This window comes from Actinomyces lilanjuaniae, assembly GCF_003606385.1.
In the GTDB taxonomy this organism is placed as follows: Bacteria; Actinomycetota; Actinomycetes; order Actinomycetales; family Actinomycetaceae; genus Actinomyces; species Actinomyces lilanjuaniae.
Genome location: NZ_CP032514.1, coordinates 2,605,628 through 2,629,401 on the forward strand (window position 1 = coordinate 2,605,628; position 23,774 = coordinate 2,629,401).

General features: G+C 70.1%; 21 protein-coding genes. 16 read left to right on the top strand and 5 right to left on the bottom strand.

Annotated elements, in window-relative coordinates; all coding sequences use genetic code 11:
• The first annotated feature begins 98 nt into the window (after positions 1-98).
• The 3 genes from D5R93_RS11140 (at position 99) to D5R93_RS11150 (ending at position 2,004) form a co-directional block, all read left to right on the top strand.
• On the top strand, positions 99-533 hold the full coding sequence (locus D5R93_RS11140; RefSeq protein ID WP_162933943.1) for a GAD-like domain-containing protein: 435 nt from the start codon (positions 99-101) through the stop codon (positions 531-533).
• Between the two features lie 162 nt (positions 534-695).
• Positions 696-935 carry a hypothetical protein gene (locus tag D5R93_RS11145; protein WP_120205279.1) on the top strand — a complete coding sequence of 80 codons (240 nt, stop codon included), beginning with the start codon at positions 696-698 and terminating at the stop codon, positions 933-935.
• A complete protein-coding gene (locus D5R93_RS11150) occupies positions 895-2,004 on the top strand; it encodes a polymorphic toxin type 15 domain-containing protein (RefSeq protein ID WP_162933944.1) in 1,110 nt (369 codons plus the stop codon). The genes D5R93_RS11145 and D5R93_RS11150 overlap by 41 nt, the downstream gene beginning before the upstream one ends.
• A gap of 334 nt (positions 2,005-2,338) precedes the next feature.
• On the opposite strand, the gene D5R93_RS11155 is transcribed toward D5R93_RS11150, so the two are convergent.
• From D5R93_RS11155 to D5R93_RS11165, 3 genes are all read right to left on the bottom strand, one after another.
• The gene (locus D5R93_RS11155; RefSeq protein ID WP_119837177.1) at positions 2,339-3,283 is read right to left on the bottom strand and encodes an O-fucosyltransferase family protein; all 945 of its coding nucleotides are present in this window, start codon (positions 3,281-3,283) and stop codon (positions 2,339-2,341) included.
• Between the two features lie 151 nt (positions 3,284-3,434).
• Positions 3,435-4,151, bottom strand: coding sequence for a CDP-alcohol phosphatidyltransferase family protein (locus D5R93_RS11160; RefSeq protein ID WP_119837176.1), 717 nt, complete (start codon positions 4,149-4,151; stop codon positions 3,435-3,437).
• Positions 4,129-5,700, bottom strand: coding sequence for an oligosaccharide flippase family protein (locus tag D5R93_RS11165; protein WP_243106744.1), 1,572 nt, complete (start codon positions 5,698-5,700; stop codon positions 4,129-4,131). Before D5R93_RS11165 ends, D5R93_RS11160 begins: the two co-directional genes overlap by 23 nt.
• A 505-nt stretch (positions 5,701-6,205) precedes the next feature.
• Here D5R93_RS11165 and D5R93_RS11170 point away from each other — a divergent pair.
• The 13 genes from D5R93_RS11170 (at position 6,206) to D5R93_RS11220 (ending at position 20,700) form a co-directional block, all read left to right on the top strand.
• A complete protein-coding gene (locus D5R93_RS11170) occupies positions 6,206-7,693 on the top strand; it encodes a sugar transferase (RefSeq protein WP_119837175.1) in 1,488 nt (495 codons plus the stop codon).
• Positions 7,693-8,133: an FAD synthase family protein gene (locus tag D5R93_RS11175; protein ID WP_119837174.1), complete on the top strand. Its 441-nt coding sequence runs from the start codon at positions 7,693-7,695 to the stop codon at positions 8,131-8,133. The genes D5R93_RS11170 and D5R93_RS11175 overlap by 1 nt, the downstream gene beginning before the upstream one ends.
• Positions 8,130-8,378 (top strand): hypothetical protein, encoded by a 249-nt coding sequence (locus D5R93_RS11180; RefSeq protein ID WP_120205284.1) that lies wholly within the window; start codon positions 8,130-8,132, stop codon positions 8,376-8,378. The genes D5R93_RS11175 and D5R93_RS11180 overlap by 4 nt, the downstream gene beginning before the upstream one ends.
• Before the next feature lie 95 nt (positions 8,379-8,473).
• A complete protein-coding gene (locus D5R93_RS14280; protein WP_120205286.1) occupies positions 8,474-11,689 on the top strand; it encodes an Ig-like domain-containing protein in 3,216 nt (1,071 codons plus the stop codon).
• Positions 11,581-12,609, top strand: a complete 1,029-nt coding sequence (locus tag D5R93_RS14285; protein WP_243106745.1) for a hypothetical protein — start codon at positions 11,581-11,583, stop codon at positions 12,607-12,609. The genes D5R93_RS14280 and D5R93_RS14285 overlap by 109 nt, the downstream gene beginning before the upstream one ends.
• Complete coding sequence (locus D5R93_RS14290) at positions 12,606-12,695, top strand: hypothetical protein (RefSeq protein WP_243106746.1); 90 nt, start codon at positions 12,606-12,608, stop codon at positions 12,693-12,695. Before D5R93_RS14285 ends, D5R93_RS14290 begins: the two co-directional genes overlap by 4 nt.
• An 80-nt stretch (positions 12,696-12,775) precedes the next feature.
• The gene (locus tag D5R93_RS14295) at positions 12,776-13,084 is read left to right on the top strand and encodes a fibronectin type III domain-containing protein (RefSeq protein WP_423243301.1); all 309 of its coding nucleotides are present in this window, start codon (positions 12,776-12,778) and stop codon (positions 13,082-13,084) included.
• Complete coding sequence (locus D5R93_RS14300) at positions 13,081-14,055, top strand: fibronectin type III domain-containing protein (RefSeq protein ID WP_120205294.1); 975 nt, start codon at positions 13,081-13,083, stop codon at positions 14,053-14,055. The genes D5R93_RS14295 and D5R93_RS14300 overlap by 4 nt, the downstream gene beginning before the upstream one ends.
• A 117-nt stretch (positions 14,056-14,172) precedes the next feature.
• On the top strand, positions 14,173-15,138 hold the full coding sequence (locus D5R93_RS11205; protein WP_119837172.1) for an AAA family ATPase: 966 nt from the start codon (positions 14,173-14,175) through the stop codon (positions 15,136-15,138).
• A 317-nt stretch (positions 15,139-15,455) separates the two neighbouring features.
• Positions 15,456-16,418: a DUF58 domain-containing protein gene (locus tag D5R93_RS11210; RefSeq protein WP_243106749.1), complete on the top strand. Its 963-nt coding sequence runs from the start codon at positions 15,456-15,458 to the stop codon at positions 16,416-16,418.
• On the top strand, positions 16,415-17,698 hold the full coding sequence (locus D5R93_RS14305; protein WP_243106751.1) for a hypothetical protein: 1,284 nt from the start codon (positions 16,415-16,417) through the stop codon (positions 17,696-17,698). Before D5R93_RS11210 ends, D5R93_RS14305 begins: the two co-directional genes overlap by 4 nt.
• The gene (locus D5R93_RS14310; RefSeq protein WP_243106752.1) at positions 17,652-18,896 is read left to right on the top strand and encodes a transglutaminase-like domain-containing protein; all 1,245 of its coding nucleotides are present in this window, start codon (positions 17,652-17,654) and stop codon (positions 18,894-18,896) included. The genes D5R93_RS14305 and D5R93_RS14310 overlap by 47 nt, the downstream gene beginning before the upstream one ends.
• Positions 18,865-20,700 (top strand): RDD family protein, encoded by a 1,836-nt coding sequence (locus D5R93_RS11220; protein ID WP_120205299.1) that lies wholly within the window; start codon positions 18,865-18,867, stop codon positions 20,698-20,700. The genes D5R93_RS14310 and D5R93_RS11220 overlap by 32 nt, the downstream gene beginning before the upstream one ends.
• Before the next feature lie 153 nt (positions 20,701-20,853).
• On the opposite strand, the gene D5R93_RS11225 is transcribed toward D5R93_RS11220, so the two are convergent.
• Complete coding sequence (locus tag D5R93_RS11225) at positions 20,854-22,356, bottom strand: protein kinase domain-containing protein (RefSeq protein ID WP_119837168.1); 1,503 nt, start codon at positions 22,354-22,356, stop codon at positions 20,854-20,856.
• The gene (locus D5R93_RS11230; protein ID WP_120206049.1) at positions 22,356-23,744 is read right to left on the bottom strand and encodes an FHA domain-containing protein; all 1,389 of its coding nucleotides are present in this window, start codon (positions 23,742-23,744) and stop codon (positions 22,356-22,358) included. The genes D5R93_RS11225 and D5R93_RS11230 overlap by 1 nt, the downstream gene beginning before the upstream one ends.
• Between the last annotated feature and the right edge of the window lie 30 nt (positions 23,745-23,774).

Genomic DNA, 23,774 nt, shown 5'->3' on the forward strand with positions numbered 1-23,774 from the left:
TGTCAGGCGACCGCAGAGCAACCAGAAAAGAAGGGCGTGTGGGTGAGTCTAGGGGTTGTGGTGGTGGTGTGGTGGGGGTTACGGTTTGGTTTATGCGGATGAGTGAGCAGGAGTGGCACCAGGCGTGGCTGCACGCCACGCCTGAGTGGGTGGACGCGAACATGGACGACCTGGTGGAGGAGGGGTACGCGCCGATGGGTGTGGGTGCCCCCGTCACCGCCGAGCACGTGGGCTACTTCCAGGGTGTGCTGCCCGCCTCGGTGCTTCACCTGTGGGAGAGGTTCGGGTTCGACGGGTTCGGGCAGGGCCGGTGGTGGTTCACTGATCCGTTCCTGTGGGCGCCGGTGGTCGATGCCTGGCTGGAGGGCACCCCTGTGCCGTTCCCCAGCCAGCGGTGGTGGTGCCTGGCCCGCAACGCGACGGGGGACATGAGGCTGTGGGGGAGGTCTCCGGACCCGCCCTGGAGGTCACCCCCGCCCTGGGGCTGGTCTACCCCTACGCGGGCCACGCCCGGGACATGGCCGACCCGGTGATGCGTGAGCGCCTGGGCGCCACCACCCTGGCCTCCCCGAGGAGGAGGACCTGGACGACGACGACACGGGTGTGCTGGTGGCCGACTGGGCCATAGACAACCTGGGGGTGCTGGGGGCGGGCAGGTCTACGGGCTGACCCCGGCCTACTGCCTCACCGGGAGGGTGAGCACCAGCCAGGTGGGTGTCGAGGACGCGGTAGCCCACCTGGTCTTCCTGGCCCAGGCCCAGGACCACGTCCTGGAGCAGGACTTCTCCGCCGCCGCCGCACAGGCAGCCGCCACCATCGCCGCAGGCGGCCCGGGCACCGGCGGCAGCGGCAGCGACGGGACAGGTGGCGGCCCGGGCGGGGATGGTGGCCCCGGTGACGGCGGCGGTCCCGCCCCGGGTGGGGTGGGGTCGTGACGCCCAGGCGCTGGCGGGCCGGCCCCGCTGGCTCAGGCGCGGGCGCCCCACCGCCCCCGCCGCTGGTCCCGCCGCCCCTGGCGGTGTGCCCGGTGGTGGGCCGGTCCCCGGCCACAGCGGTGGTGGTCAGGCCCCCGGCCACGGGGGCGCGGCTTCCGCTTCCGCCCTGGTGGCCTCTGACATGTTCACTCCCGGCAGGGCGGGTGGCCAGGGGGTGCTGGTGTGGGAGGGGGCTGCTGCGGCGCCTGACAGTCCGCTGGCCTGGCACTCGCGGGTGCCTGTGGAGGTGTTCTTCCACACCGGCCACCACGACTCCACCCGGGTCCTGGCACCCGAGTTCACCCGCCAGCTCGACCGCCAGTTCTCGGCCCTGTCCCTGCTGTCGGCGGAGCGCCTGCTGGAGGGCATCCGCGCCTACCGCGACCAGGGCCGCCAGCCCACCTCCAAGGCAACCAGGAAAAGACGCAAGAAGTTCATGAAGGAGGTCGTGGGCGACCTGCAGCGTGTGCACCGGCTCTCCCGGGAGGACGCGCGGGCCGCGACGCGGGAGGTGGACCGGGCGCTGGTGGTCCTCCACGAGCCCGACCAGCTCCTGGCCGGGCCAGGCGGCCCCGCCACCACCGGGCCGCAGCCCGGCTACCCCTCCCTGGGCCACGGGCAGGTCAACTCCTCCATCGGGGGCCAGAACAAGCCCATGGTGGCGGTCCTGGAGCAGGCCGCCCTGGCCGTCCCACCCGACCAGAGGCCGCGGGTGCGCCTGCTGGTGCGCGCCGTCCTCACCGGCTCCCCCGACCTGGCCCAGGACCTGCGTGCCGGCCAGGCGCACCTGGAGCCGCGCACCCAGGCCCAGGTGAGCGCCACCAGCCCCCGGGGGCCGCCGTGGACCCCCACCCACGTCGCCTCCACCATCGCCACCGGCCACACCCCTGGCACCCACCACCAGCGCAGGACCAGGGACCCGGCCAGGCACCGCCATCCCAGCCACCGCAGCCCGCCCCGGGCCAGCCGGGCCACAAGATCAGCCCCGAGGAGGTTCTGGCTGACATCGAGGCCCGCGTCCAGCAGATGAGCCAGGACACCCGCGCCCAGCAGCCCTCCCAGCCCGGGCCGCACGGGAGGCACCCGCCGGGACCGGCCCCTCCCGCACCACCCGCCTGCGCGAGGCCTCCTTCCCCCACCCGCCCACCACCGCCGTACGAACACCACCAGCACAGCAGCCACCCCAGGCAGGACCCGCCACGGGCCAGCCGTCCCGGCCGCTGACCCGCGAGGAGGTCCTGGCCAGGATCACCGCAGCCGCCCAGCAGCCCACCCAGCCCCCACCCCACGCCAGACCCCCACCAGAAAACACCGACGCAACCGAGGCCTAGGCCGCTAAAACCCACCCGCACACACCCGCGCACCTAGATCGCCGTCTGGGAGTCCGCTCTCCGTGCGGGCCTCAGCGGGTCCACCGCACCTCCCAGGCTCAGGTCCACCTGTCCTTCCAGGGGCTGTCCGGGGCGCTCGAAGGGGACCAGGCCGTCGCACAGGAGCACCGCCATCTCGACAAAACTGGAGTGCGCGGCCCCGACAAGGTGCTGTGCGCTGGCGAGCAGGTAGAGGTCCGCCACCGCGGAGCGCACACCCTGGGTCGTGTTGTAGCCGCCCTTTCCCTCCAGGGCCAGGCACCCGTCGAACTCCTCCATGAGCCTGTCCTGCCCCTCCCTGGTGTCACAGGACAGGAAGAAGGCCGCCTCCGGGTGCTCGGAGCGGATCTGGTGCATCCGCTGCACGAACCACTCCAAGGGCGAGGAGCACAGGGTACGGGTGTGAGACACGCGGTGAGTACGTACCTGGACCCCGACGTAGGGACGTCCCCGAAGGTGGGTGTCGTAAAAGGAACGCACCACCTCAGCCACAGGATCGACCGGCGTGAGCTCGCGCAGGTAGTACCCCCAGGGCCGTGGGACGGAAGCACCGCCCCATCCGGCCGCGCGGGCCGCGTCATCTGCCTGACCCTGCCAGCCGGGATCCTCCCACGTCACCGGCAGGCCGTGGGACCGGATCTGCCACAGGTGCTCGCGTCGTAGTTCGGGTCCCAGAAGGACGTCTGAAGGCGGCCGGAACGGGGCGCGGACAGCCAGCACCGCTGAGACCAGGCGAGGAACCCTCCGCCCTGCCCTGAACACCCACAGGTCCTCCATACGTGGTCCGAAGGACTTCCCGGTGCTCCACACGTAGTACAGGTCGCGCTCTTCTGCCTCAGCCAGGGCCTGGGCCGACAACAGGGCACGGACACGGTTGCCCAGCCCGTCAAGGCGGCCGGTGCGGACCAGAAGCGCCTGGCGACCAGTCAAAAGCGGCATAGTACCTCCTGGCTCCCTGCCTGCCGGGGCGAGAGCAGCCCCTGTGCCGAGTACGCCCGGTGCACTCGGTGCACCCAGCGGGAGCGGCCCCGCCCGGGCGCGCAGTCCAGGTTCTCCCGCATGAAGTCACTCACCCGATGTCACCCACCGGCTACAGCCGTCTCATTTCAAGGTACCACTTGGGCAGGGCCAGAAGGACGTAGGCGCCATACCCCACAAGCATCAGGCCGTAGACCCAGACAAAGACCACGGGTGTGAACCGGGTCGCCAGGACCAGGCACAAGAGCCCGTAGTCAGTAGGTACTGACAGCACAGACTTGAGCATGCCAGCTCGTCCCTCATCGCGGGCCAGAGGCGTCCCCCCGTGGTAGCGCAGCTGGTAGGTGAGGATGTAGCTGAAGAAGTGGACGTTTTGGACCGCCCCGAAAGCTAGGGGCACGAGCAGCAGCGTGTCGGGCAGCCCGGAGAACCGGTAGAGGCCTACCGCAACCGCTCCGTGGATAGTCGCAAGCTTGACCGCGTCAGCGACGTGGTCAAGCCACTCACCCGCCTTGGAGCCCCCGTGGCGCAGGCGGGCCAGCTGGCCGTCTGCGGAGTCCAGGGCGTAGCCGAGCATGAGCAGCAGGGAGGTGGCCACTGCCGCCACCACTGTGGGCCGCCACAGGGCGATCAGCAGTATCCCTGCGGCCGTACACAGGCCGGACAGACAGGTAACCTGGTCCGGCGTCATTCCCAGACGGTGGGCGATAGCCGCCAGGACTCGCCCGACTGGGCGGTTGACAAGCCGGGAGTACAGGGGTGCCCCCGCTCTGGACTTCTGCGCAGCAGACAGAGCGCGAATATTGTCAGCGACGCTCGTCGTGGTCATGGTGGCTCTCCTCGGATGGTGACACTACAGGCTGGTCCCCGACAGGGTCAGGAACAGCACCGGGCTCCTTGGGATCATGCTCACCCACATCATCACCCGCAGCCCTGGAGGCGCCTACGACGTGGGGGCCGTCCAAGGCACCGTCGGAGCCGGACCAGCCTGCCCGTCGACGGCGAAGGTCGCGACGCACCCACCAGGCGTAGGGAAGGATCTGGCACAGGACCACCGAGACGAGGGAGCCGACGATAGGACCTGCCGCACCCATCGGTGTGATGAGCAGCCAGGACAGGGCAAGGTTGACAGGGACAAGCACCAGGACCGGCCCTACCTGGAACTGGAGGCCCCGAGGGTCAGTCATGTACATGCCCAGGGGCTGCTTGGCCGCCTCGACGGCGACATAGAGGACATAGGCACCCACAAGCACCACCGGCAGCGCGATCTCGCCGTCCGACAGGACCCGGGCGGCCCAGGGGGTAGCGCCGGCCAGCAGCAGGGCGGCCAGCAGGCCCGCCCCTGCGAAGGCGGCCGCGGGCCTGAAGGGGCTCTCGGTGCGCCGGTCCGCTCGTGCCCTGGCGAACAGCGGCCACATAGCCACACCAGTGACCATGACCGTCTGGGTCAAGAGGTTGAACAAGGTCGCAGCCAGGTTGTACTGGGCCAGGGCGTCAGGAGCCCCCAGGTGGGACAGGAGGAGGCGGTCGGTCTGGAAGGCGAGCGGGATCACCAGGGACTGCACCAGCTGAGGCCCCGCCGTACCGCGGATGCTGACACCCCTGACGCTGCGCACACGGGGCACGTCACGCACCGCCTCGCGCAGCAGCGGACTGGTAGCACGCCAGGCCACGACGACGCAGATGACCGAGACCAGGACGTTGGCGAGGTAGGAGTAGACCGACACCGCGTTGCCTGCTCCGGTACGAGTCACCACCGCCGCCAGCAGCATACAGGTCATGGCAGGCGAGACCACGCCCTGGCTGATGACCTGGGTCGCCGAGCGGCCCAGGCCGATGACGACACGCTGCCCCACGGACAGCGGAAGGGCCGCCGCGTAGACCAGGAGGCAGAGGGTCGCCGTCCTACCGCCTCCCTCCATGAGCCGCGCCCCCAGGAGGGAAGGCCACAGCCCCAGGAGACCGACAACCACGCCCGCTGTGGCAATCACCAGGGCCGAGCACAGCAGGACCCGGATCGCGGTGGTGATGGTACGTCGTACCAGCGAGTCCCGGGCAGGGTCCGCCGAGCCCGCCACGGCGTTGAGGATCACCGCCCCGATCCCCAGGTCAGTGAAGGGCATGAGGTTGGGGAACGTAGCCAGCAGACCGTACTGGGCATAGGCATCGGTACCAAAGTGCCCGATGATGAGACGGGTGTTGACCAGACCGAACAGTCCCGAGACACCCATCACTACCACCTTGGCCACAGCAGTGCGGCCGACGGAGGACCAGGTGCCGCGCCCCGCAGGACGCCCGCCCCGCGAAGGCACACCCCGGTCAGCAGCCGCCTCCCGCCCGCCCGGCCCCGCAGCTGCGACGGCGCCAGGGAACCTCATCCTCATGCTCCTCAGCTCATCCTCCTCGGCTCGTAGTCACTGGCGCAGCACGCTCCGTCCCGGGCGGCCGACCACCGGGTAGATGATTGCCCAGCCGAGGCTCTGACGCGAGCCGAGATCTCCACGCGGACCTTCCGCCCACAGGCCGACAAGATCCGGGACAAAGATCAGCCTAAGGGCATTTTCTTTATCAACCCGTGATTTTCTCAACGTGATGCCGCGGCGCTTGGAGGGCGCACGCAAAACGGCTCAGTCTCAGCGTTCCGAAGGATCCTGAACACTTCCTGAGCACTCCCTCCCCGCATGGTGCAAACGGGGCTGCCGTTGCGGAGCCGAGACTTCGTGTAGCATTTTAATATCCGACAATCTTGAGAACGCCGCTGCGATCTTTGCCACTTGCCACATAATCCGCCACAGATATCAGTAGCATTCATGAAATCACGGGGACGACAGGCTCCCCAGCCGACCCGCCTCTGCCCCTACACAGACCCTCACGGAGCCCGCCTTGACCACCTCCTCCTTGACGCTGCCGCTGCCGGAGCAGCGCCAGCCACCCTCGTCGGGGCATGACACCGCCGCCATTCCTGCGCCGCGCAGCCCCTGGGCCCGCGTACGCGCGGACCTGATGACCTGGCTAGTCCTCAACGACCTGTTTGCCGTCGCCCTGCCCGCCTGGGTCGTCGCGGGTGTCCGACGCCCCGAGGCAGCACTAGCCGTCGCCCTGACCGGGCTGCTCATGATCGTCACCGCCTGGCTCCTAGGCGCCCTGGGGATGGACACGATCGAGCAGGGCAGCCCGTCAACGGGCCACCTCTTCACAGCAGGGCTGGCAACTGTCCCTGCAGCCGCCCTCCTGGCAGGCATGCCGGTCGCGGAACTGCTGGCGGGCACCTCCTCGACCGCGACTCCCACCGAGACAGCCGTGTTCATGGGACTCGCGGTCCAGGTTATCCTGGCCATGGCCGGGCGTCAGGTCGAGTCCGCGTGGTTGCGCCGACGCCGCCTGGAGGGCTACGGCCTGCGCCGTACCCTCGTCATCATGGGCCCCGGGGCACAGCCGATGCTCACCCACCTGCGCAGGCACCCGATGGACGGGTTCCTCATCGTGGGCTACCTGTCCTCCGGCCAGGAGGCCTCGGCACACTCAGCGACACCGGTCCGCAGCGCCCAGCACATCGCCTCGGTGGTCCGGGCCGAGCAGATCGACGTGGTCATGACGGTCGGATCGGTCCTGCCTGAGGACCTGGTCACGGTCATGCGCGGCCTGGAGTCCACCCAGACCCGCCTCATCGTGGCCCCCGGCCTGCAGGACGTCGTCCCGGGGCGCATGAGCAGCCTGTCCATCACCAACGGCTGGACCGGAGTCATCGCCGTGAGGACGCGTCGTACACGCGCGCTGGGCAAGTCGCTGTTCGACCGGCTGGTGGGCTCCCTGCTGCTTCTGGCAGCCTCGCCCCTGCTGCTGGTGACCGCCCTCGCCGTACGCCTGGACTCCGCCGGCCCGGCGTTCTACGCCCAGGAGCGCGTGGGCCGGGAGGGCGTCCCCTTCACCATGTGGAAGTTCCGCTCCATGTACTCCGACGCCGACCAGCGTCGCGACTTCGTGGTCAGCACGGGCGGTGACGCAGGCAACGAGGTCATGTTCAAGGACAGGCAGGACCCGCGTATCACCCGTGTGGGACGGACTATTCGGCGCCTGTCTATCGACGAGCTGCCCCAGCTGCTCAACGTGGTGCGCGGTGAGATGAGCCTGGTGGGACCCCGTCCCGCACTCCCCCACGAGGTCGAGCAGTACGATGCTGAGGCGCGCCGACGGCTCCTGGTCAAGCCTGGCATGACCGGGCTGTGGCAGGTCTCCGGGCGCTCTGACCTGTCCTGGGCCTCCACCGTGGCACTGGACAGGCACTACGTCGACAACCGTGGCGGGGCGCTGGACGCGAGGATCCTCGCTGGCACGCTGCGCGCCGTCATCGGCGGGAAGGGAGCCTACTGATGCGCGTGGGATACGTCCCCGGCGGGTTCGACATGCTGCACGTGGGGCACCTCAACATCCTGAAGGAGGCTGCCCAGCGCTGCGACCGCCTCATCGCGGGCGTGGCCACCGACGAGTCGCTGGAACGGATGAAGGGACGGCCTCCCATCGTGCCCCTGACGGAACGGATGGCCATGGTCGCCGCGATGCGCATGGTCGACGCCGTGGTCGCCGACTACGACCAGGACAAGCGCCTAGCCTGGCACCGCACCCCCTTCACCATCCTGTTCAAGGGGACGGACTGGCAGGGCACGGACAAGGGCCTACGCCTTGAGGAGGAGATGGCGGAGGTCGGCGCCCGCGTCGTCTACCTGCCCTACACCCCCACCACCTCCTCAACGATGCTGCGGCGCACTCTGCTCCAGGAGGTCGCCTCCCACAGCCACCAAGGGGTTCAGTGAGCTCAGCAGACCCGGTTCCCGACCCCGTTCCCCCTGCCCCCGAGAGCCCCGGCCCCGCCACCAGCGACCTCACGGCCCGCAGCAGCCGCAGGGCAGCGGGCAGTCCCCGAGCCCGGCTCGGACGGCTGGGGCCGCACCTGCCCACCCCCGCCGCCTACCCGGACCGCGTCGTCTCCGTGGCCTCCCTGGCACAACCCGACGGCTGGCCCACTGGCTCCTGGCGCGCCAGCGGCTGTCCGCCCTGACAGCGCTGCTGTGCGTCACCGTCCTGGTCGCGGCTGCCTGGCTGCACGAGGGCCTAGCCCAGGCAGACCTGCGCCTGCACGACGGAGGAGTCTGGGTGACCTCCGCCTCCGATCACCTGGTAGCCCGCCTCAACTACCCGTCACGGGAGGTGGACGGGGCGATCCGCACCACCTCAGCCTCCTTCGATGTCACCCAGGACGCCGCAGACGTCCTGGTACCCAATACCGCCGACAGCTCAGTCGCCGCCGTGGACGTGGCCCAGGTCACTCTCTCTGAGCACACCCAGCTCTCCCAGTCGGACGCCGTCCTCCAGGGAGGCGACCGGGTGGTCGCCGTCAACAGTGCCGAGGGCACCATCCGGGCCACCACGGTTGACGCGGTCGGGTCCCTGGCGGCAGTGTCCCCGCTCATCAGCAGCATGCCTGCCGTCACCGCAGTCGCGGGCCAGGACGGGTCGATCCACGCGGTCTCGGCCACGACCGGTTCCTTGGTCTCCCTGCCGGCCACCGCCGACGGCTGGGAGACGGCTGCCGCCACCTCCCTCTCCCTCACCCCCGGGACCGACCTGGCGGTCACGGCGGTCGGGGACCAGCCCGTGGTCCTGGAAAGGGGCACCGGCGTCCTCCACCTGCCCGAGGGAGGCACCACGGACCTGGGCCAGCCCGGACTGACCCTGCAGCAGGCCGGGCCGTCGGCGGACTCGGTCCTGGTCGCCTCCCGGACCGCCCTGATCTCCGTGCCCCTAGACGGGGGCGAGGTGACCGAGATACCTGCCAGCTCCAGTTCCTCCGACCAGGACAGCGAGGACGCCCCGGCCGGCACGCCGCCAGAGGGCGTCGCCGCCCAGCCGGTACGCCTGGGACGCTGCGTCTACGCCGCCTGGTCCGGGTCAGGCCAGTTCGTCCGGGAGTGCTCAGGGATCACCGGCGGAAACGAGACCCTCCACGATGAGTCCCTGGCCACGTCCTCCGCCCCGGTGTTCCGGGTCAACCGCGACGCCATCGTGCTCAACGACCTGGAGACCGGCACCGTGTGGCTTCCGGACGAGGAGCTGGTCCTGCTTGACGACTGGACCGACGTCACGGCCCAGACCGACGACTCCTCCGACGTCCAGGACGACTCCGCCGACACCTCCGAGGCCCAGTCCCCCCCGGAACGCACCGAGGAGAACCACGCGCCCGAGGCCAGTGACGACACCTTCGGGGCCAGACCCGGGCGCTCCACGCTGCTACCTGTCCTCGCCAACGACTCCGACCCTGACGGAGACGTCCTCACCGCTACGCCGCTGGACGCCGGGGGGACCGTCACAGCCGCACCCGCCCAGGGCGGGCTCGCCCTGACCATCGAGGTGCCCTCCGATGCCACCGGCACCTACTCCGTCCCCTACACGGCTGACGACGGGCGGGGAATGAGCGACTCCGCCGTGGCTACGGTGGAGGTCCACGGGCCAGAGGTCAACGAGGCACCCGAGCAGACCACCGTCCCTAGCCTGACCGTCACGGAAGGAGCCGCTGGCTCCCTGGGCGTCCTGGGCAGCTGGATCGACCCCGACGGGGACGACCTCTACCTTGTCTCCGCCCACGGCGAGGGCCTGGACGTCAGGGCCTCCAGCGAGGGCACCGTCACCGTGAGGGAGATGGGCGTCGGCGCGGGGACCAGGGAGATGACCGTCGTGGTCTCCGACGGCCAGGAGACCAGCACCGGGACCGTGTCCGTGGACGTCAGGACCACAGAGACGACCCCTCCTGTGACTAGTGCCGACCACGTGCGTGTCGTAGCCGGCTCGCGGGTCGTGGTCTCCCCGCTGGACAATGACACCTCCCCCTCCGGCACGCCGCTGCACCTGGCCGACGTCCAGGACGCGCCGACCGGTACCGAGGTCTCGGTGGACCAGCAGGCAGGCGTGTTTACCTTCGCCACCGACTCCTCCCAGACCTCCGACCAGGACCAGACCCTCTACCTGACCTACGACGTCATGGACGGGGCAGGCACCTCCCAGGGAATCGTACGCATCGACGTCGTAGCCCGGGCCGAGGCGACCGTGCCCCGCAGGTGGAGGACGACACCGCGCTCCTGGCTGACTCAGGCACGACAACCCTCGACCCGCTGTCCAACGACTTTGACCCTCCGGAGGCATCCTGGTGCTGCAGTCCGTGAGCGCCCTGCCGACTCCGGAGTCACGGTCACAGTCGTGGAGCACTCCCTGCTGCAGTTCTCCGCTGCGGGTCCGGTTCCTCCCAGTACGTCTGTGGAGTACACCGTCACCAACGGGACGGCCACCACTACCGGGACCGTCTCAGTCATTCCCGTCGCCTCAACCGACCCACAGCCTCCTGTGGTCGGGGATGACACCGCGGTCGTGCGCGCCGGAGACGTGGTCAGCATCCCTGTCTTGGACAACGACTCCTCGCCCTCAGGTCTGGCCCTGTCCGTCTCCTCCGAGCTCGGCCTGGCAGGGCAGGACCTGGGAACAGCCTGGGTCAGTCAGGACACGGTGCGCTTCCGTGCTGACGAGCAGGCGGGGCGGACCACTCTGTCCTACACGACAACCGACGCCCACGGCCAGGCGACCCCGGGCGCCGTCACCATTGAGGTCCGCCCCCGTGACGACGACACGAACTCAGCTCCCTCGCCACGAGGACTGGAGGCCCGTACGGTCTCCACGTCCCCGGCAGCCGTCACCGTTCCCCTGGACGGCATCGACCCCGACGGTGACTCCGTGAGCCTGGTCGGCCTGGACCAGGCGCCGTCCCTGGGAACGGTGGACGTGTCCTCCACGTGGCTGACCTACACCCCCCTGGAGGACGCGACCGGGACGGACACCTTCACCTACGTCGTCGAGGACCGCCTCGGCGCCCAGGCCACAGCCACGGTCCGCGTCGGGGTCGCTGCTGCCACCGAGACCAACACCGCCCCTGTCGCTACTGACGACCTGGTTATCGCCCAGCCCGGGAGGACTGTGGCCGTCGACGTCCTGTCCAACGACCTGGACGCTGACGGTGACGTCCTCTCCCTGGAGGGAACCCCCACCCCTCCGACCCTGCTCTCGGGGTGTCCACCCGTGGCGGTCGGCTCGTCGCCGACCTGCCTCAGGAGGAGGCGATCTACTCTGTCACCTACACGGTGTCCGACGCTCGGGGTGGCCTGGACACGGGCACCGTCACGGTCCAGGTCTCCCCGCAGGCGCCTCTGGCCAGCCCGGTGGGGGTTGACGACTACGTCACCGTCGACCAGGTGGACGCCCAGGGAGTGGTCACCGTCCCGGTGCTCGACAACGACCTCGACGCCGACGGCTCTCCCTGGGACCTGACCCTGAGCACTGACGAGCCTGACGTCCAGGTCAGCGAGGACTCAATCACCCTGACCGTAGGCGAGGAGCCTCGACTGGTGCTCTACACCGTCACCGACGCCGACGGGCTCACCGGCAACGCGGTCGTCGTGGTGCCGTCACGCTCCGCCCTGCGCCCCCGCCTGGACGCCGCCTCGGTGCCAGTCCACGTCCCGGCCGGCACACCTACCGACATACCCCTGTCCTCCCACGTCCTGACACGCGCAGGCACCTCCGCAGTGGTTACTGACCCCTCCACGGTCCACACCGGCGCCGGGACCCAGGAGGCGACCCTGGTAGACAACGGCGGCGTGCTGCGACTCACCCCGGACGACGGCTTCACCGGTCGAACCTCGGTCACCCTGACCGTCGCCGACGGAACCAGCCCCGAGGCACTGAGCGCGACCCTCACCCTGCCGGTCACCGTGGACGCCACGAGCAACACCCCTCCCGTGCTCACCCCGACGGAGGTCACCGCGGCCCCCGGCGAGGAGCCGGTGGCCGTGGACCTCACGAGCATGACGACGGACCCCGACGAGACGGACACACTTAGCTTCTCCGTGGGCAGCGCGCCCCCGGGCTTCGAGGTGTCGCTGAGCGGCTCCGTCCTGTCAGTCAGCGCTGTGGCCGGGACAGCCGAGGGTACGGCAGGCAGCGTGGAGGTCACCGTCTCCGACGGCGTCAACGACCCCGTGACCAGCACGCTGCCCCTGCGTGTCGGGGGCTCGACACGCCCTCTGATGACGACCGTGCCCGCCTCCCTCGACTCCGACGGCTCTCCCGTGAGCGTGGACGTCGCCACCTTGGTGACGAACCCGTTCCCGGACGAGCCCGTCACGCTCAGCGGCACCCCCCAGGTGGACTCGGGCAGGGCAGCGTCTCCGTCTCCGGGACCACTGTGACCATCTCCCCGGCCACAGGCTTCCACGGCCGCCTGAGCGTCTCCTACCGTGTCACTGACGCCACTGGCTCCCGGACCGTGAGGTAAGCGGGACCGTCCTCGTCACGGTAGCCGCCGCACCCGAGGCACCGACCGCGGTACGTGCCGAGGCCACCGGTGCCACCGCCATGACGGTGCACTGGTCCCGGGCGCGGACAACGGCTCCCCGGTCACCGGCTACACGCTCACCGAGGTGGGTGGGGCCGGGCAGTGGAGCTGCTCGGGTCCCCTGCCAGGCCACCGGGCTGACACCGGGCAGGAGCTACTCCTTCCAGGTGGTGGCCACCAGCGCCGTCGGTGACTCCGCGCCCTCCTCGCCCTCGCCCCGGAGGTCTTCAGCGTCGCTGCTGACGTCCCGGCCGCCCCGTGCTGTCGGCGGGCAGGGGGAGCTGACGGTGTCCTGGAGCGCCGTGGCGCCGATCGAGGGGCCACCATGAGCTACGAGGTGCGCCTGAGCGACGGTACTACCCACACCACACAGGCAACGTCCCTAACCCTGCGGGCGCCGTCAGTCTCGGCGGGCACCGCCTACACGGCGACGGTGCGCGCCGTCCCCTCCACGGGCGAGCCCTCGGCCTACTCCAGCCCCTCTGCTTCAGCCACGCCCTACGGCGCCCCGGGCGCCCCAGGGACGCCCCAGGTCAGGGCCAGCGGCAGCTCACTGACAGTCTCATGGAGCCCCGCAGCCGCCAACGGCAGTCCCGTGCGCTACACCGTCCGGTACTCCGGTCCTGACGGCAGCGGCAGCAAGGACGTCGGCTCCTCGACCTCCTACACCGTGAACGCCACCTCGGGCACCTGGTCCTTCACCGTCGTGGCCAGCAACGACGCGGGATCCACCGCCTCCTCGTCCACCGAGTACACCCACAGGACCGAGCCCCTGGCTCCCTCCGCCCCCTCCGCGCAGGCCACCGGCTCCAACGGCCGGATTCAGGTCAGCGCCTCGGCACGCGCCGGCAACGGCTGGGGGGCCTCCGACCTGACCGTCCAGTACTCGGTCGACCAGGTCACCTGGACCTCCAGCACCACCATCTCAGGCCTGACAGACGGACGCGGCTACACCGTCTACGCCAGGGTCGTCAGCAGCGACCAGCGGACCTCCTCAGTGGTCTCCGGGGCCTCTGTAACCCCGTACGGCCCGCCCGGTAGGCCCGCCATCAGCTGCTCCCCGGGCCGCAGCGACCAGGTGGAGTGCACCTGGAGCGCAGGTGCCTCCGGCGGCCTGCCCAACACCTACCAGCGCAGGTGGCGGGCCGACGATGACGACGACTGGGAGGGTCCGGTCTCCCTGGGATCGGGCGAGCGCTTCAGCTTCGCCGCTGACGACGACGACGCGCAGGCCTGCGTACGCGCCCGCAACAGCGCGGGCCAGTACTCGGACTGGGCCTGCGACGAGGTAGACATGTAGGACGCGTGCTGTGCCGTGACCTAGCAGCAGGCAGCCCCACGGCCCGGGCCTGCCTGCTGCCGCCCCGCCCGTCCCTGCCCGAGGAAAGCCTGCAGGAAGTCATGAGGAGGACTGTCTATGCCCCTGAGTCAGGAGAACGCGACCTGGTTCGCCGAGGCCTTCTCCACGATCGTCAGCAACGTCGGGCAGGCCCTCCTCGGCAAGGAGGAGGTCATACGCCTGGCGCTGACGGCCATGCTCGCTGAGGGGCACCTCCTGCTGGAGGACGCCCCCGGAACCGGTAAGACAGCACTGGCACGCGCCCTGGCGGCCTCCGTGCAGGGCACGAGCTCGCGTATCCAGTTCACCCCGGACCTGCTGCCCAGCGACATCACCGGCGTGACGGTCTTTGACCAGGCCAACAGCTCCTGGCAGTTCCACCCCGGCCCTGTCTTCTCCTCGATCGTCCTGGCCGACGAGATCAACCGGGCCAGTCCCAAGACCCAGTCCGCGCTGCTGGAGGTCATGGAGGAGTCCACGGTGACCGTGGACGGCACCCGCCATGAGGTCGGACGGCCCTTTATGGTGATCGCCACCCAGAACCCCGTGGAGCAGGCAGGCACCTACCGGCTGCCCGAGGCCCAGTTGGACCGCTTCCTGCTCAAGACCTCCGTCGGCTACCCGGCCCGGGAGGCACTGACCCAGATTCTGGCAGGCTCAGCCAGACCTGACCGCTCCCGGGACCTGGCACCGGTCGTGGCCTCCTCCGTCGTGGCCTCCATGGCGGACCTAGCGGCAGCCAACCACGTGGAGGGGTCAGTCCTGGACTACATCAGCGCCCTGGTCGAGGCCACGCGCCAGGCTGAGGAGACCCGTATGGGCGTGTCCACCCGAGGCGCCATCAGCATGACGCGTGCAGCACGGGTGTGGGCGGCAGCCCAGGGCCGCACCTTCGTCCTGCCCGACGACGTCAAGGACCTGGCCCACGTCGTGTGGGACCACCGCCTGGTCATGGACCCCGACGCGGAGTTCACTGGCGCCACCGCTGCGGGAGTCCTCACCTCGGTGCTGTCGTCAGTGCCCGCACCCACGCGACGCTCGTGACAGCGGCCCCCTCTCCCGGACCCGGCAGCCCTGCTGGCACCACACCCTCCTCCGTCCCGACCAGTAGGCCCCAGGACCCCAGACCGCGCCTGCCTGTCACGTCTGTCCTGAGGACACCGGCCCGTCACCTCTCCAGACTCCTGGGTGTCCTCAGCCCAGTCGGCTGGGCGTGCCTGGCAGTGCTGGCCTGCTGCCTTCTTCTAGGAGCCCACCCGGGCTGGCAGGAGGCCTGGGGGGCCGCAGCCGTCCTGGGCGCAGTCGTCCTGAGCGCCGGGCTGTGGCTGCTCCCCCGCGGGAGCCACAGCGTCACACACTCCTTGCTGGACCCCTATGTCACGGTCGGCGACTATGCCCTCGTGCGCGTGACCGTGACCAGCACACGCTCCCGCCCTCTCCTGCCCACCCGTATGGAGATGCCCGTGGGCGCGGGCAGAGCCGTGTTCGTGGTCCCCGTCCTGCCTCCGGGAGGCAGCCACGACAGGGGATTCGTCCTTCCGACCCGGAGTCGTGGAGTCGTGGTCGTGGGACCGGTGGTATCGGTGGCCCGCGACCCGGTGGGCCTGCTCCACCTGGAGCGCACCCGCACCACAGCCCAGACGGTCCACATCCACCCTCGCACGCTGCGTCTGGGAGCGGTCCTGCACGGGACGCTGCGAGACATTGAGGGTGCGGTCACTCAGGACCTGTCCAGCTCCGACGTCTCCTTCCACGCTCTGCGCGACTACGTCGCCGGAGACGACCGGCGCCACGTCCACTGGCCTACCACGGCGAGGACCGGCCGCCTCATGGTGCGACAGTTCGAGGAGACCCGCAGGTCCAGCCTCCTGGTCCTGCTGTCAGTCCGGGCGCAGGACTACGCGGGCGAGGAGGACTTTGAGACGGCGGTGTCAGTGGCCTGCTCCCTGGCGGTCGACGGCCTCAGGGACGGCAGGCAGGTCCGTCTACTCACTCAGGACACCTCCCTGCCCACAGCCTCGCCGCTGCGGCTGCTGGACGCCTCCTGCCTCCTGGAGACGCACGAGGCGACGGGAACTTGTGACGACCTGGCCAGGCATGGCTACGCCACCTCCCCCGAAGCCTCTGTCGTGGTTCTAGTCACTGGTCAGGAGACCTCACGGGCCGTCCTGGCCGCAGCCCGCTCCCTGGTCCCTCCCTCGGTGTCCATGCTGGCGCTGCGCACCGGGCAGCGCCAGCTGTCCAGGCTGCACGCAGGAGACCTTCCAGTAGTGGACCTCGACCGGCTCGAGCAGCTCCCCACTGCGCTGAGGAAGGCGGCATGAGCCCGCTACTCGCCCCGCGTGACACGACGCGCGAGGAGGAGACGACGCCTTCCGCACGCAGGCTCCCCCTGCTACCGGCCCCCTCCTCCTCACGGCGACCTCTGCCCAACCGCCGCTTCCAGGACCTCCAGACAGGGCCCGAGCCCCCCGGGCGCGCGACAGCCGTGCTGGAGGTGCTGCTGGCCACCGCGCTCCTGGCAGTGGGTTCCCTTCCCTTCCTGCCCGTCTTCGGCGGGGCCTCGGGCTACCTGGCTGCCCTGTACGGACTCGGAGCAGGGACCGCCACCGTCCTGGCCTGCTCCGCCCTGCGACTCACGGCGCTGCCGACCATGGCAGCCCTGGCGGTCGTCCACGTCGTCGTGGCCCCGTGGCTGCTGCCCGACGTCGGCACCGGGCGCGAGGCGGTCCTCAACGTCGTGACGGCAAGCGTGACCGTGTGGCGAGACTCCCTGAGCCTGCCGCTGCCCCTGGGCTCCTTCACAGCAATGACCGTCCTGCCCTGGCTGACCTGTCTGAGCCTCTCCGGGCTGTCAACCCGTCTGCTCCTGTCCGGCCGCGACGTCCTCGCAGGACCGGTCGCCATGGTGGTACCGCTGGTCGCGATCGCCTGGGGCGGGCACTCCCCGGTCGCCCCCAGGCTGCTGGGTCCCGCCCTGGCAGCCGGGCTTCTCCTGCTGTGGTCAGCAGCCTCCCTGAGACGCCGCCGCCTGCGCGTGGAAGAGGCCCTCAGCGACACCACCGGCTCCGGCCGTCCCGACGGCGCCCCCTCCGCCTCGGCCCCCGTGGCCATGTCCAGGGCCACCCGCCGCGGGGCGGCCCTGGCGGTGACGACAACCGTGAGCGCCCTCAGCCTGGTCCTTGTCGTCAACCCCGTGGCCCCTACGGCACGGACGGTCCTGCGCGATGTCCTCGAACCTCCCCTGAGCCTCAGCGAGTACGCCACCCCCCTGTCCCTGGTGCGCAGCATCGAGACAGACCTGGCAGACACCGAGCTCCTGACCCTGTCAGGAGCCCCGGAGGGCGTCCGTGTGCGTATCGCCGCCCTCGACTCCTACGACGGCCTGGCAGCCCGTATCGGGAGAGCCCTGGGGAGCGTCGCGCTTTCAGCGCGTGGGCGCTCGGACCTCCCTCAGCGGCTCGGCACCGACACCCTACCCGGCACCGACCTCCCCGGGAGGGACCCAGGAGGTCACCCTGTCAGTTCGGGGATACTCCTTCCCCTGGGTTCCCACGGTGTCAGCCACGGAGCAGATCGAGGTCTCCGGCCCCCGCCAGGCTGAGCTCAGCGAGAGCCTGTACTACGACGCCTTCTCCGCCACCGGGGTGCTCACGGCCGGATTGGTCGAGGGCGACGTCCTGGCCGAGACGGTCCGCCCCTACGCCCCGCCATCCGAGAGCCAGATGAGCACGGACTCCCTGGCGCAGGTCTCCCTGGGACCGGTGGAGCAGGTCCCCTCCTCGGTCGTGGCGCTCGCGGCGGAGATCGTCGGCACCGCGTCCGACCCGCTGACCCAGGTGCGCGCCCTCCAGCAGCGACTGCGCACCAGCTACTACTCTGACGGATCCCAGAGCCCCTCCTCCCCCGGGCACGGCGCGGCACGGATCGCCTCCATGGTGGAGGCGGAGTCCCTGGTAGGTGACGACGAGCAGTACTCCGTCCTCATGATGCTCCTGTGCCGGTCCCTGGGAATTCCTGCCCGGGTCGTCATGGGATTCAACCCGTCCACGGACGGGGACGCCACGACGGTCACCGGGGCCGACATCAGCGCCTGGGTCGAGGTCCCCTTCGAGTCCCTGGGCTGGGTCGCCGTCGACGTCACCCCCGACCGCGACCAGGTCCCCCAGCAGCAGACGACGCAGAAGGTCTCCAACCCTGAGCCCCAGGTCCTCCAGCCCCCGCTGCCGGAGGAGGACCCCGCCGAGCTTCCCCCGTCCTACGAGGACCCTGACAACGACGGCTCGGAGGAGGAGCAGGACCCAGGACTGCCACGGGGTCTCCTCCTCGCGGCTGCCTCTGTCCTGGGGCTGGTAGCAGCGGCGGGAGCCGTCCTGGGATGGAAGGTCCTACGTCGGCTCAGACGCCGACGCCGGAGCGGCGTGGGCTCGGCCCTGGGCTCCTGGGAAGAGCTGGTGGACCGGGCGCGCGACCTGGGGAGCGCTCCTTCCTGGGGCGCGACCCGCCGGGAGACGGCCTACGAGCTCGACCCCCACTTTCCCCAGGCTGACCTGCCGACATTCGCCAACGCCGTGGACACCCAGGTGTTCGGCCCAGGCGATCCGACGTCGTACGCTCTAGGGGAGCTGTGGAGCTCCTGCGACGCGATCATCCGTGCTATGGGTGCGGACCGCTCGCGGCTGGGCAGGCTCCAGGCTCGGCTGTCCCTGCGGTCGCTCGTGCACCCGGCCGGACGGACTCCTCGTCGACGTCCCTCAGGAGGTACCGATCATGACGACGAGCTCTCTGCCTTCCCGAGGTAGCCCGGACGACCCGCCCCTGCTGGCGCGCCCTGCCCCTGCGCGCGCACGTCTGGCGGCTGGAGCCATCGACGTGGCTGTCGACCTCAGCGCCGTGGTCCTGCTCAGCGTCCTGCTCCACCTGGCCGCGGGAAGGTCGCTTCCACTCAGCAGTATAGTGGCACTCGTCATAGTCATTGCGGCGCGCGGTCTTCTGCTAGCCCGTACCGGCTGGTCCCTGGGAGGCCGGGTCATGAGGGTACGTCTGGTTGACGCCAGGACCATGGCCCCCTCGCCCCTGGGCGTGTTCATTTACACCGACCTGACGGTCGTGGTCACCGCCGCGACCCTGGGTCTTGGCGTGATATTTCTCATTCGCTCAGTGAACGAGGACCCACAGCACCGTGGCTGGCACGACCGCATCTCAGGCCTGACAGCACTGTCCGTGCCCCGTACCCAAGCACAGCCAGCACCCGCGGATACCGACCAGCATACTGGCCACAGCGTGACGCCCCAGGCGGGCAGCGTGACGCCCCAGGCGGGCACAGAGCCGGGAGAACTAGCGGGGCAGGGAGCACCGTCGGAGGCAGCCTCCGACCGCCCCCTCTACCAGGCGCCCACACACCCGGGGGCGTCAGCCACTGCCAGGGCTGCCGCGTCCCCACCCAGCACGCTCACGACCACCCCCCATCTGCGGGCCGTCTCAGCCCCCGCGCGCCCGTCGGAGGCTGCGGCGGCTGGCACCGTTAGAGACCACCCCTCCAGGGCTCTATCGGACGCACCCGCCAGCACAGGCGCGCCCACTGCGAACGACGTACCATCTTCGCCGATGGAAGAACCACCGCACAGGGCACAGTCCCGGTCGAACCAGTCACCAACCGCCTCAGCCACCAGCTCTCACAGTCCTTCTGCCGACCCCGGCGTAGAGCCGGCCAGCGGGGTGCACGCCGCGTACCAGCCGCGGAGGGAACCCAGCTTCCCCACGGGAGACCCTAGAGACCAAGCCACCCATGCCGCACAGCTCTCCAGCACCTCGGACACGACCAGGGCCGTGCCCGCCGACGGGCGCACGGCCCAGGCACTCATCGACTCAGTCCCCTGGTCCTCGGTCCCAACCGTGCTCGACTCCACCACGATGGACAGCCTTCCCGACACGGTCCGCACCGCTATCGCGGAGAGCCCGGCCGCCCCGGAGCACTCCTCCTCGGGGACCTCAGCGGGCTCAGCGATCAACCTTCTCGACCCCCAGGGGGTCCCGTCCCCCGCCGGTGCCGCGCCAGCCGCGCCCGTCTCCAGCGGGCAGTCCCCTGCCCCGGCTTCCCGGACGACGCAACAGCCCGTCGCACCTCCCACCATTGAGGTACCAGAACTGCGGGCCGCGCACCCGCCCGCGCCCGTCTCAGGCACCGCCTCGACGCCGCCCCAGGCCGCGCCCGGGGCGCCAGCCACGACCTCGCACGGCACACGTCACCACGGATCACTCAGCCCCTCACTGTCAGTACGCCTCGTCCCGCAGCTAGGTGGCGAGCCACTTGTCGTCGAGGAACCGACCGTCATCGGCCGTGACCCCGACAATATCTCTTCCTACCCCGGCGCAGAGCGCATCGCGCTGACGGACCCCACACGGTCGGTCTCCAAGACGCACGCCGCGATCTTTCCCCTGCTGGACGGTGTGTGGGTGACTGATCTGCATTCCACCAACGGCACCAAGGTGGAACGCAGGGACGGGTCCACCGTCCAGGCAGTTCCCGACGTAGCCCTGGCTGCGCACGAGGGAGAGACCGTGTTCTTCGGGCGCATCGGCTTCCGCGTCGAAGTCGCCAGCTAGACCGGCGCACAACACCGCGGAGCAGCGGAAGAGCAGCAGAGGCGTCGTAGGACAGCACAAGGCCCTGTTGTCGTCCTACGACGTCTCTGCTGCCTGGACCCGGCGCCCTGCAGTCCCGTCGGTCCAAGGTGCCTGTACTCTGGCAGCAGCACCTCAGGAGACGACACAGGCGGTAACGGCCGGGGACGCCTTTCCGTCCTGCCGCAGACTGGAGACCTCCACGCACGTCTGCCCGGGACGTGCCTCCACCACCACCGAGGTGTCCCTGGTGGACTCCACAGCGGTGTCCTCGTCCGGGACGATCTCCCGGACGAGGTAGCCACCACCCCATTCCTCGTACGGCGGGTCCCAGGAGAAGGTGACTGTGCCGTCTTTGTTGGCGGTTCCGCTCACGTCGGCAGGCGAGGGGACACCACTGCCCAGCGGGTCGGCGGCCCCAGCAGGCGGCGCTATCGTCTCGAAGGAGGCTGACTGCCCGCGGTTCTCCCGGTCCCGGGCGACCAGGACCACACCGACGACAACGGCGACAAGAACCACGGCCAGGACCAGCCCCACGACCGCGCGCAGCCTGCTCTCACGAGAGCGGCCGACAGGGCTGCCCGCCTCCCGGCGTCTCGCCGCGTGGGTCTGCCCGCCGACAGTCCCCGAGACGGCGCCGGGCTGTGCGACGTCGTCGGGATCCACCCGGACCGTCAGCCCGTCGCTCGTCCTGTGGACCTGGCTGAAGACCCCCATGTTGGTGGCTTCGTCGTCCTCCTCGGGACGGGGAGGACGTGCGGTCGCGGCATCGGCCTCCTGAAACAGGTCGACAGTCGTCACCGGCAGGTCAAGCTCGGCCTGGACCTGCTGGAGAGCACGCGCAAGGGCCAGGGCTGTGGGGTAACGGGCCTGCGGGCTCTTGTCCATCGCGACGGACAGGACCCGGTGCAGGGAAGGCGGGGCGTCCTGGCGCCCCAGGGGAGGCAACGGGTCCTTGACGATGCGCCGGGACAGCTCATAGACGTCGGGCACACCGCCGACCTCAAAGGGGCTGTGCCCGGTCAGCATGGCAAAGGTTGTCGCGCCGAGGGAGTAGACGTCAGAGGCGGGACTTGCCGACCTGATCCCGACCAGCTGCTCCGGTGGTGCCCAGGGCACACTCATCCCTCTGAGCTCCTCAGTCCCCCCCGGGCCGCTCATCACGGAGATCCCGAAGTCCGAGAGCACCGGACGCCGGTAGGTGGTGAACAGGATATTAGCGGGCTTGATATCACGGTGGACGATCCCGGCGCGGTGCGCGGTCTCCACCGCGCCCGCGACCTGGATAGCGGTTGACAGCGTCTCAGCGACGTTCAGGGCACCCTGACGCAGGATAGCCCCCAGCGTCGGAGGAGGGCAGTACTCCATCACCAGGAAGGGATGACCGTCGGCTGACACACCAGCACCGTAGATCGACAGGATAGCCGGGTGGGAGGAGACCCGGGCCATGAGGTTGGCCTCGGACTCGAAGCGGCTGGCGCTCCTGTCCGCCACGTCGGCGTTCATGACCTTGACGGCCACCTCACGACGCGGCATCTGCTGCTCAAAGAGGTAGACCGTCGAGTACCCCCCGGAGCCGAGGACACCTAGGTAGGTGAAGCCGGCAATAACGGGAGGCGTCGTCTCCTGGCCCAGCATCAGGGCAGGTTCGCAAAGGTGAGGACCTGCCCGTCGCCGACATCAAGCACGTCACCGCTGCGCAGCAGCACCGGGGCGGAGGAGGACAGGCGTACCGGGGCCTCCCCCTCTCTGACAAGGACAGTGCCGTTGCAGTTGCCCAGGTCCTGGGCGAGCACGCTCCAGGCATCGAGGTCAATGAGGACGTGGTTTCGCGAGACCAGCTGGTTGGGGCTGGGAACTGTCAGCACGCGTACCGGGACGTCACTGCTGGTGGGGACGTCTGCCGGCGCTGGGCTACGCCCCACCAGGACAGGACGGTCCAGGTCGATCGACTCCCCGGAGGAGGTGGTGAGGCGTCCCAGAGGTGGGCAGGCCACCGACTTGGCCGGACGGTTGAGGTCCGCGCCGCACTGCCTGCAGGTCGTGTAGTTCGTCGGGTTGGGGTGCCCGTTGCCGCACACGGCCGACAGCACCACACGTACTGAGGCCGACTCCGGCTCCGGGGCTGGTGCGGGCTCCGGGGCCGCAACCACCGGGGCCGCGGCACCCGGTCCGTGCACGTCGCCCCCCACCAGGGAGATCAGCTCACCGACCAGGTCCTCGGGCAGGCCCGAGACGGTGTGGCCGTCGTGGTCACCGAAGGGTCTCGCCCTGGCGACCCGGGGGGCCGCCTCCCCCTGGGACACGGAGCCTGCTGAGAGGGGCTCTTCTCTCCCTGACTCGGCCCAGGTGCTGGAACGAGGCTGCGGCATAGGCTCGTCCTGGCCGACCAGCTCATCGCGCAGCCGGTGCGAGAGGTCTTCGGGAATGCTGGAGACCGTGCTCCCGTCATGGTCCCCGGCATGCTCCCCGGCAGCAGCGTCGGCCGGGGAGCCGACGCTGCTGTGCTCCTCGGAGCCACCCTCGAAGTCAGCCCCGGGCTCGCCCTCGAAGTCAGCCCCGGGCTCGCCCTCGAAGCCACCGGTGGGGCCACCGTCAGGGCCAGTGTCGGAGTCACCGCCTGAGGCAGCAGGAGCAGCAGCAGAGCCGTCAAGAGCGCCACCAGCACCGTGGTCCACACCGCCATCGGCGACCTCATCAAGACCGCTGCCAGCACCGTCGTCAGAACGGTCGTCACCACGGTCGTCACCACGGTCGTCACCGCGGTCGTCACCGCGGTCGTCAACGTCACCGTCGGGGCCACCGGCCTGCTCCTCACCCTGACCGTCACCAGCGCCAGGCAAGTCCGCGGCGACACGAGCCGCAGACAGAAGAGCCGCGTCCGGGGGAGTCGCCGCCGTCGCGGGAGCCTCCTCAGACACGGCAGGTGAGACACCAGGCCGGACCCAGCCCAGCCTGCCGTCCTCACCCTCTGCGGGCAGAGCATCCGAGTCACCAGGGGTCTGCGACCTGACCAGGCGTCGCATCGCACCGGTCCACTCCCCGGTCCAGGTCTC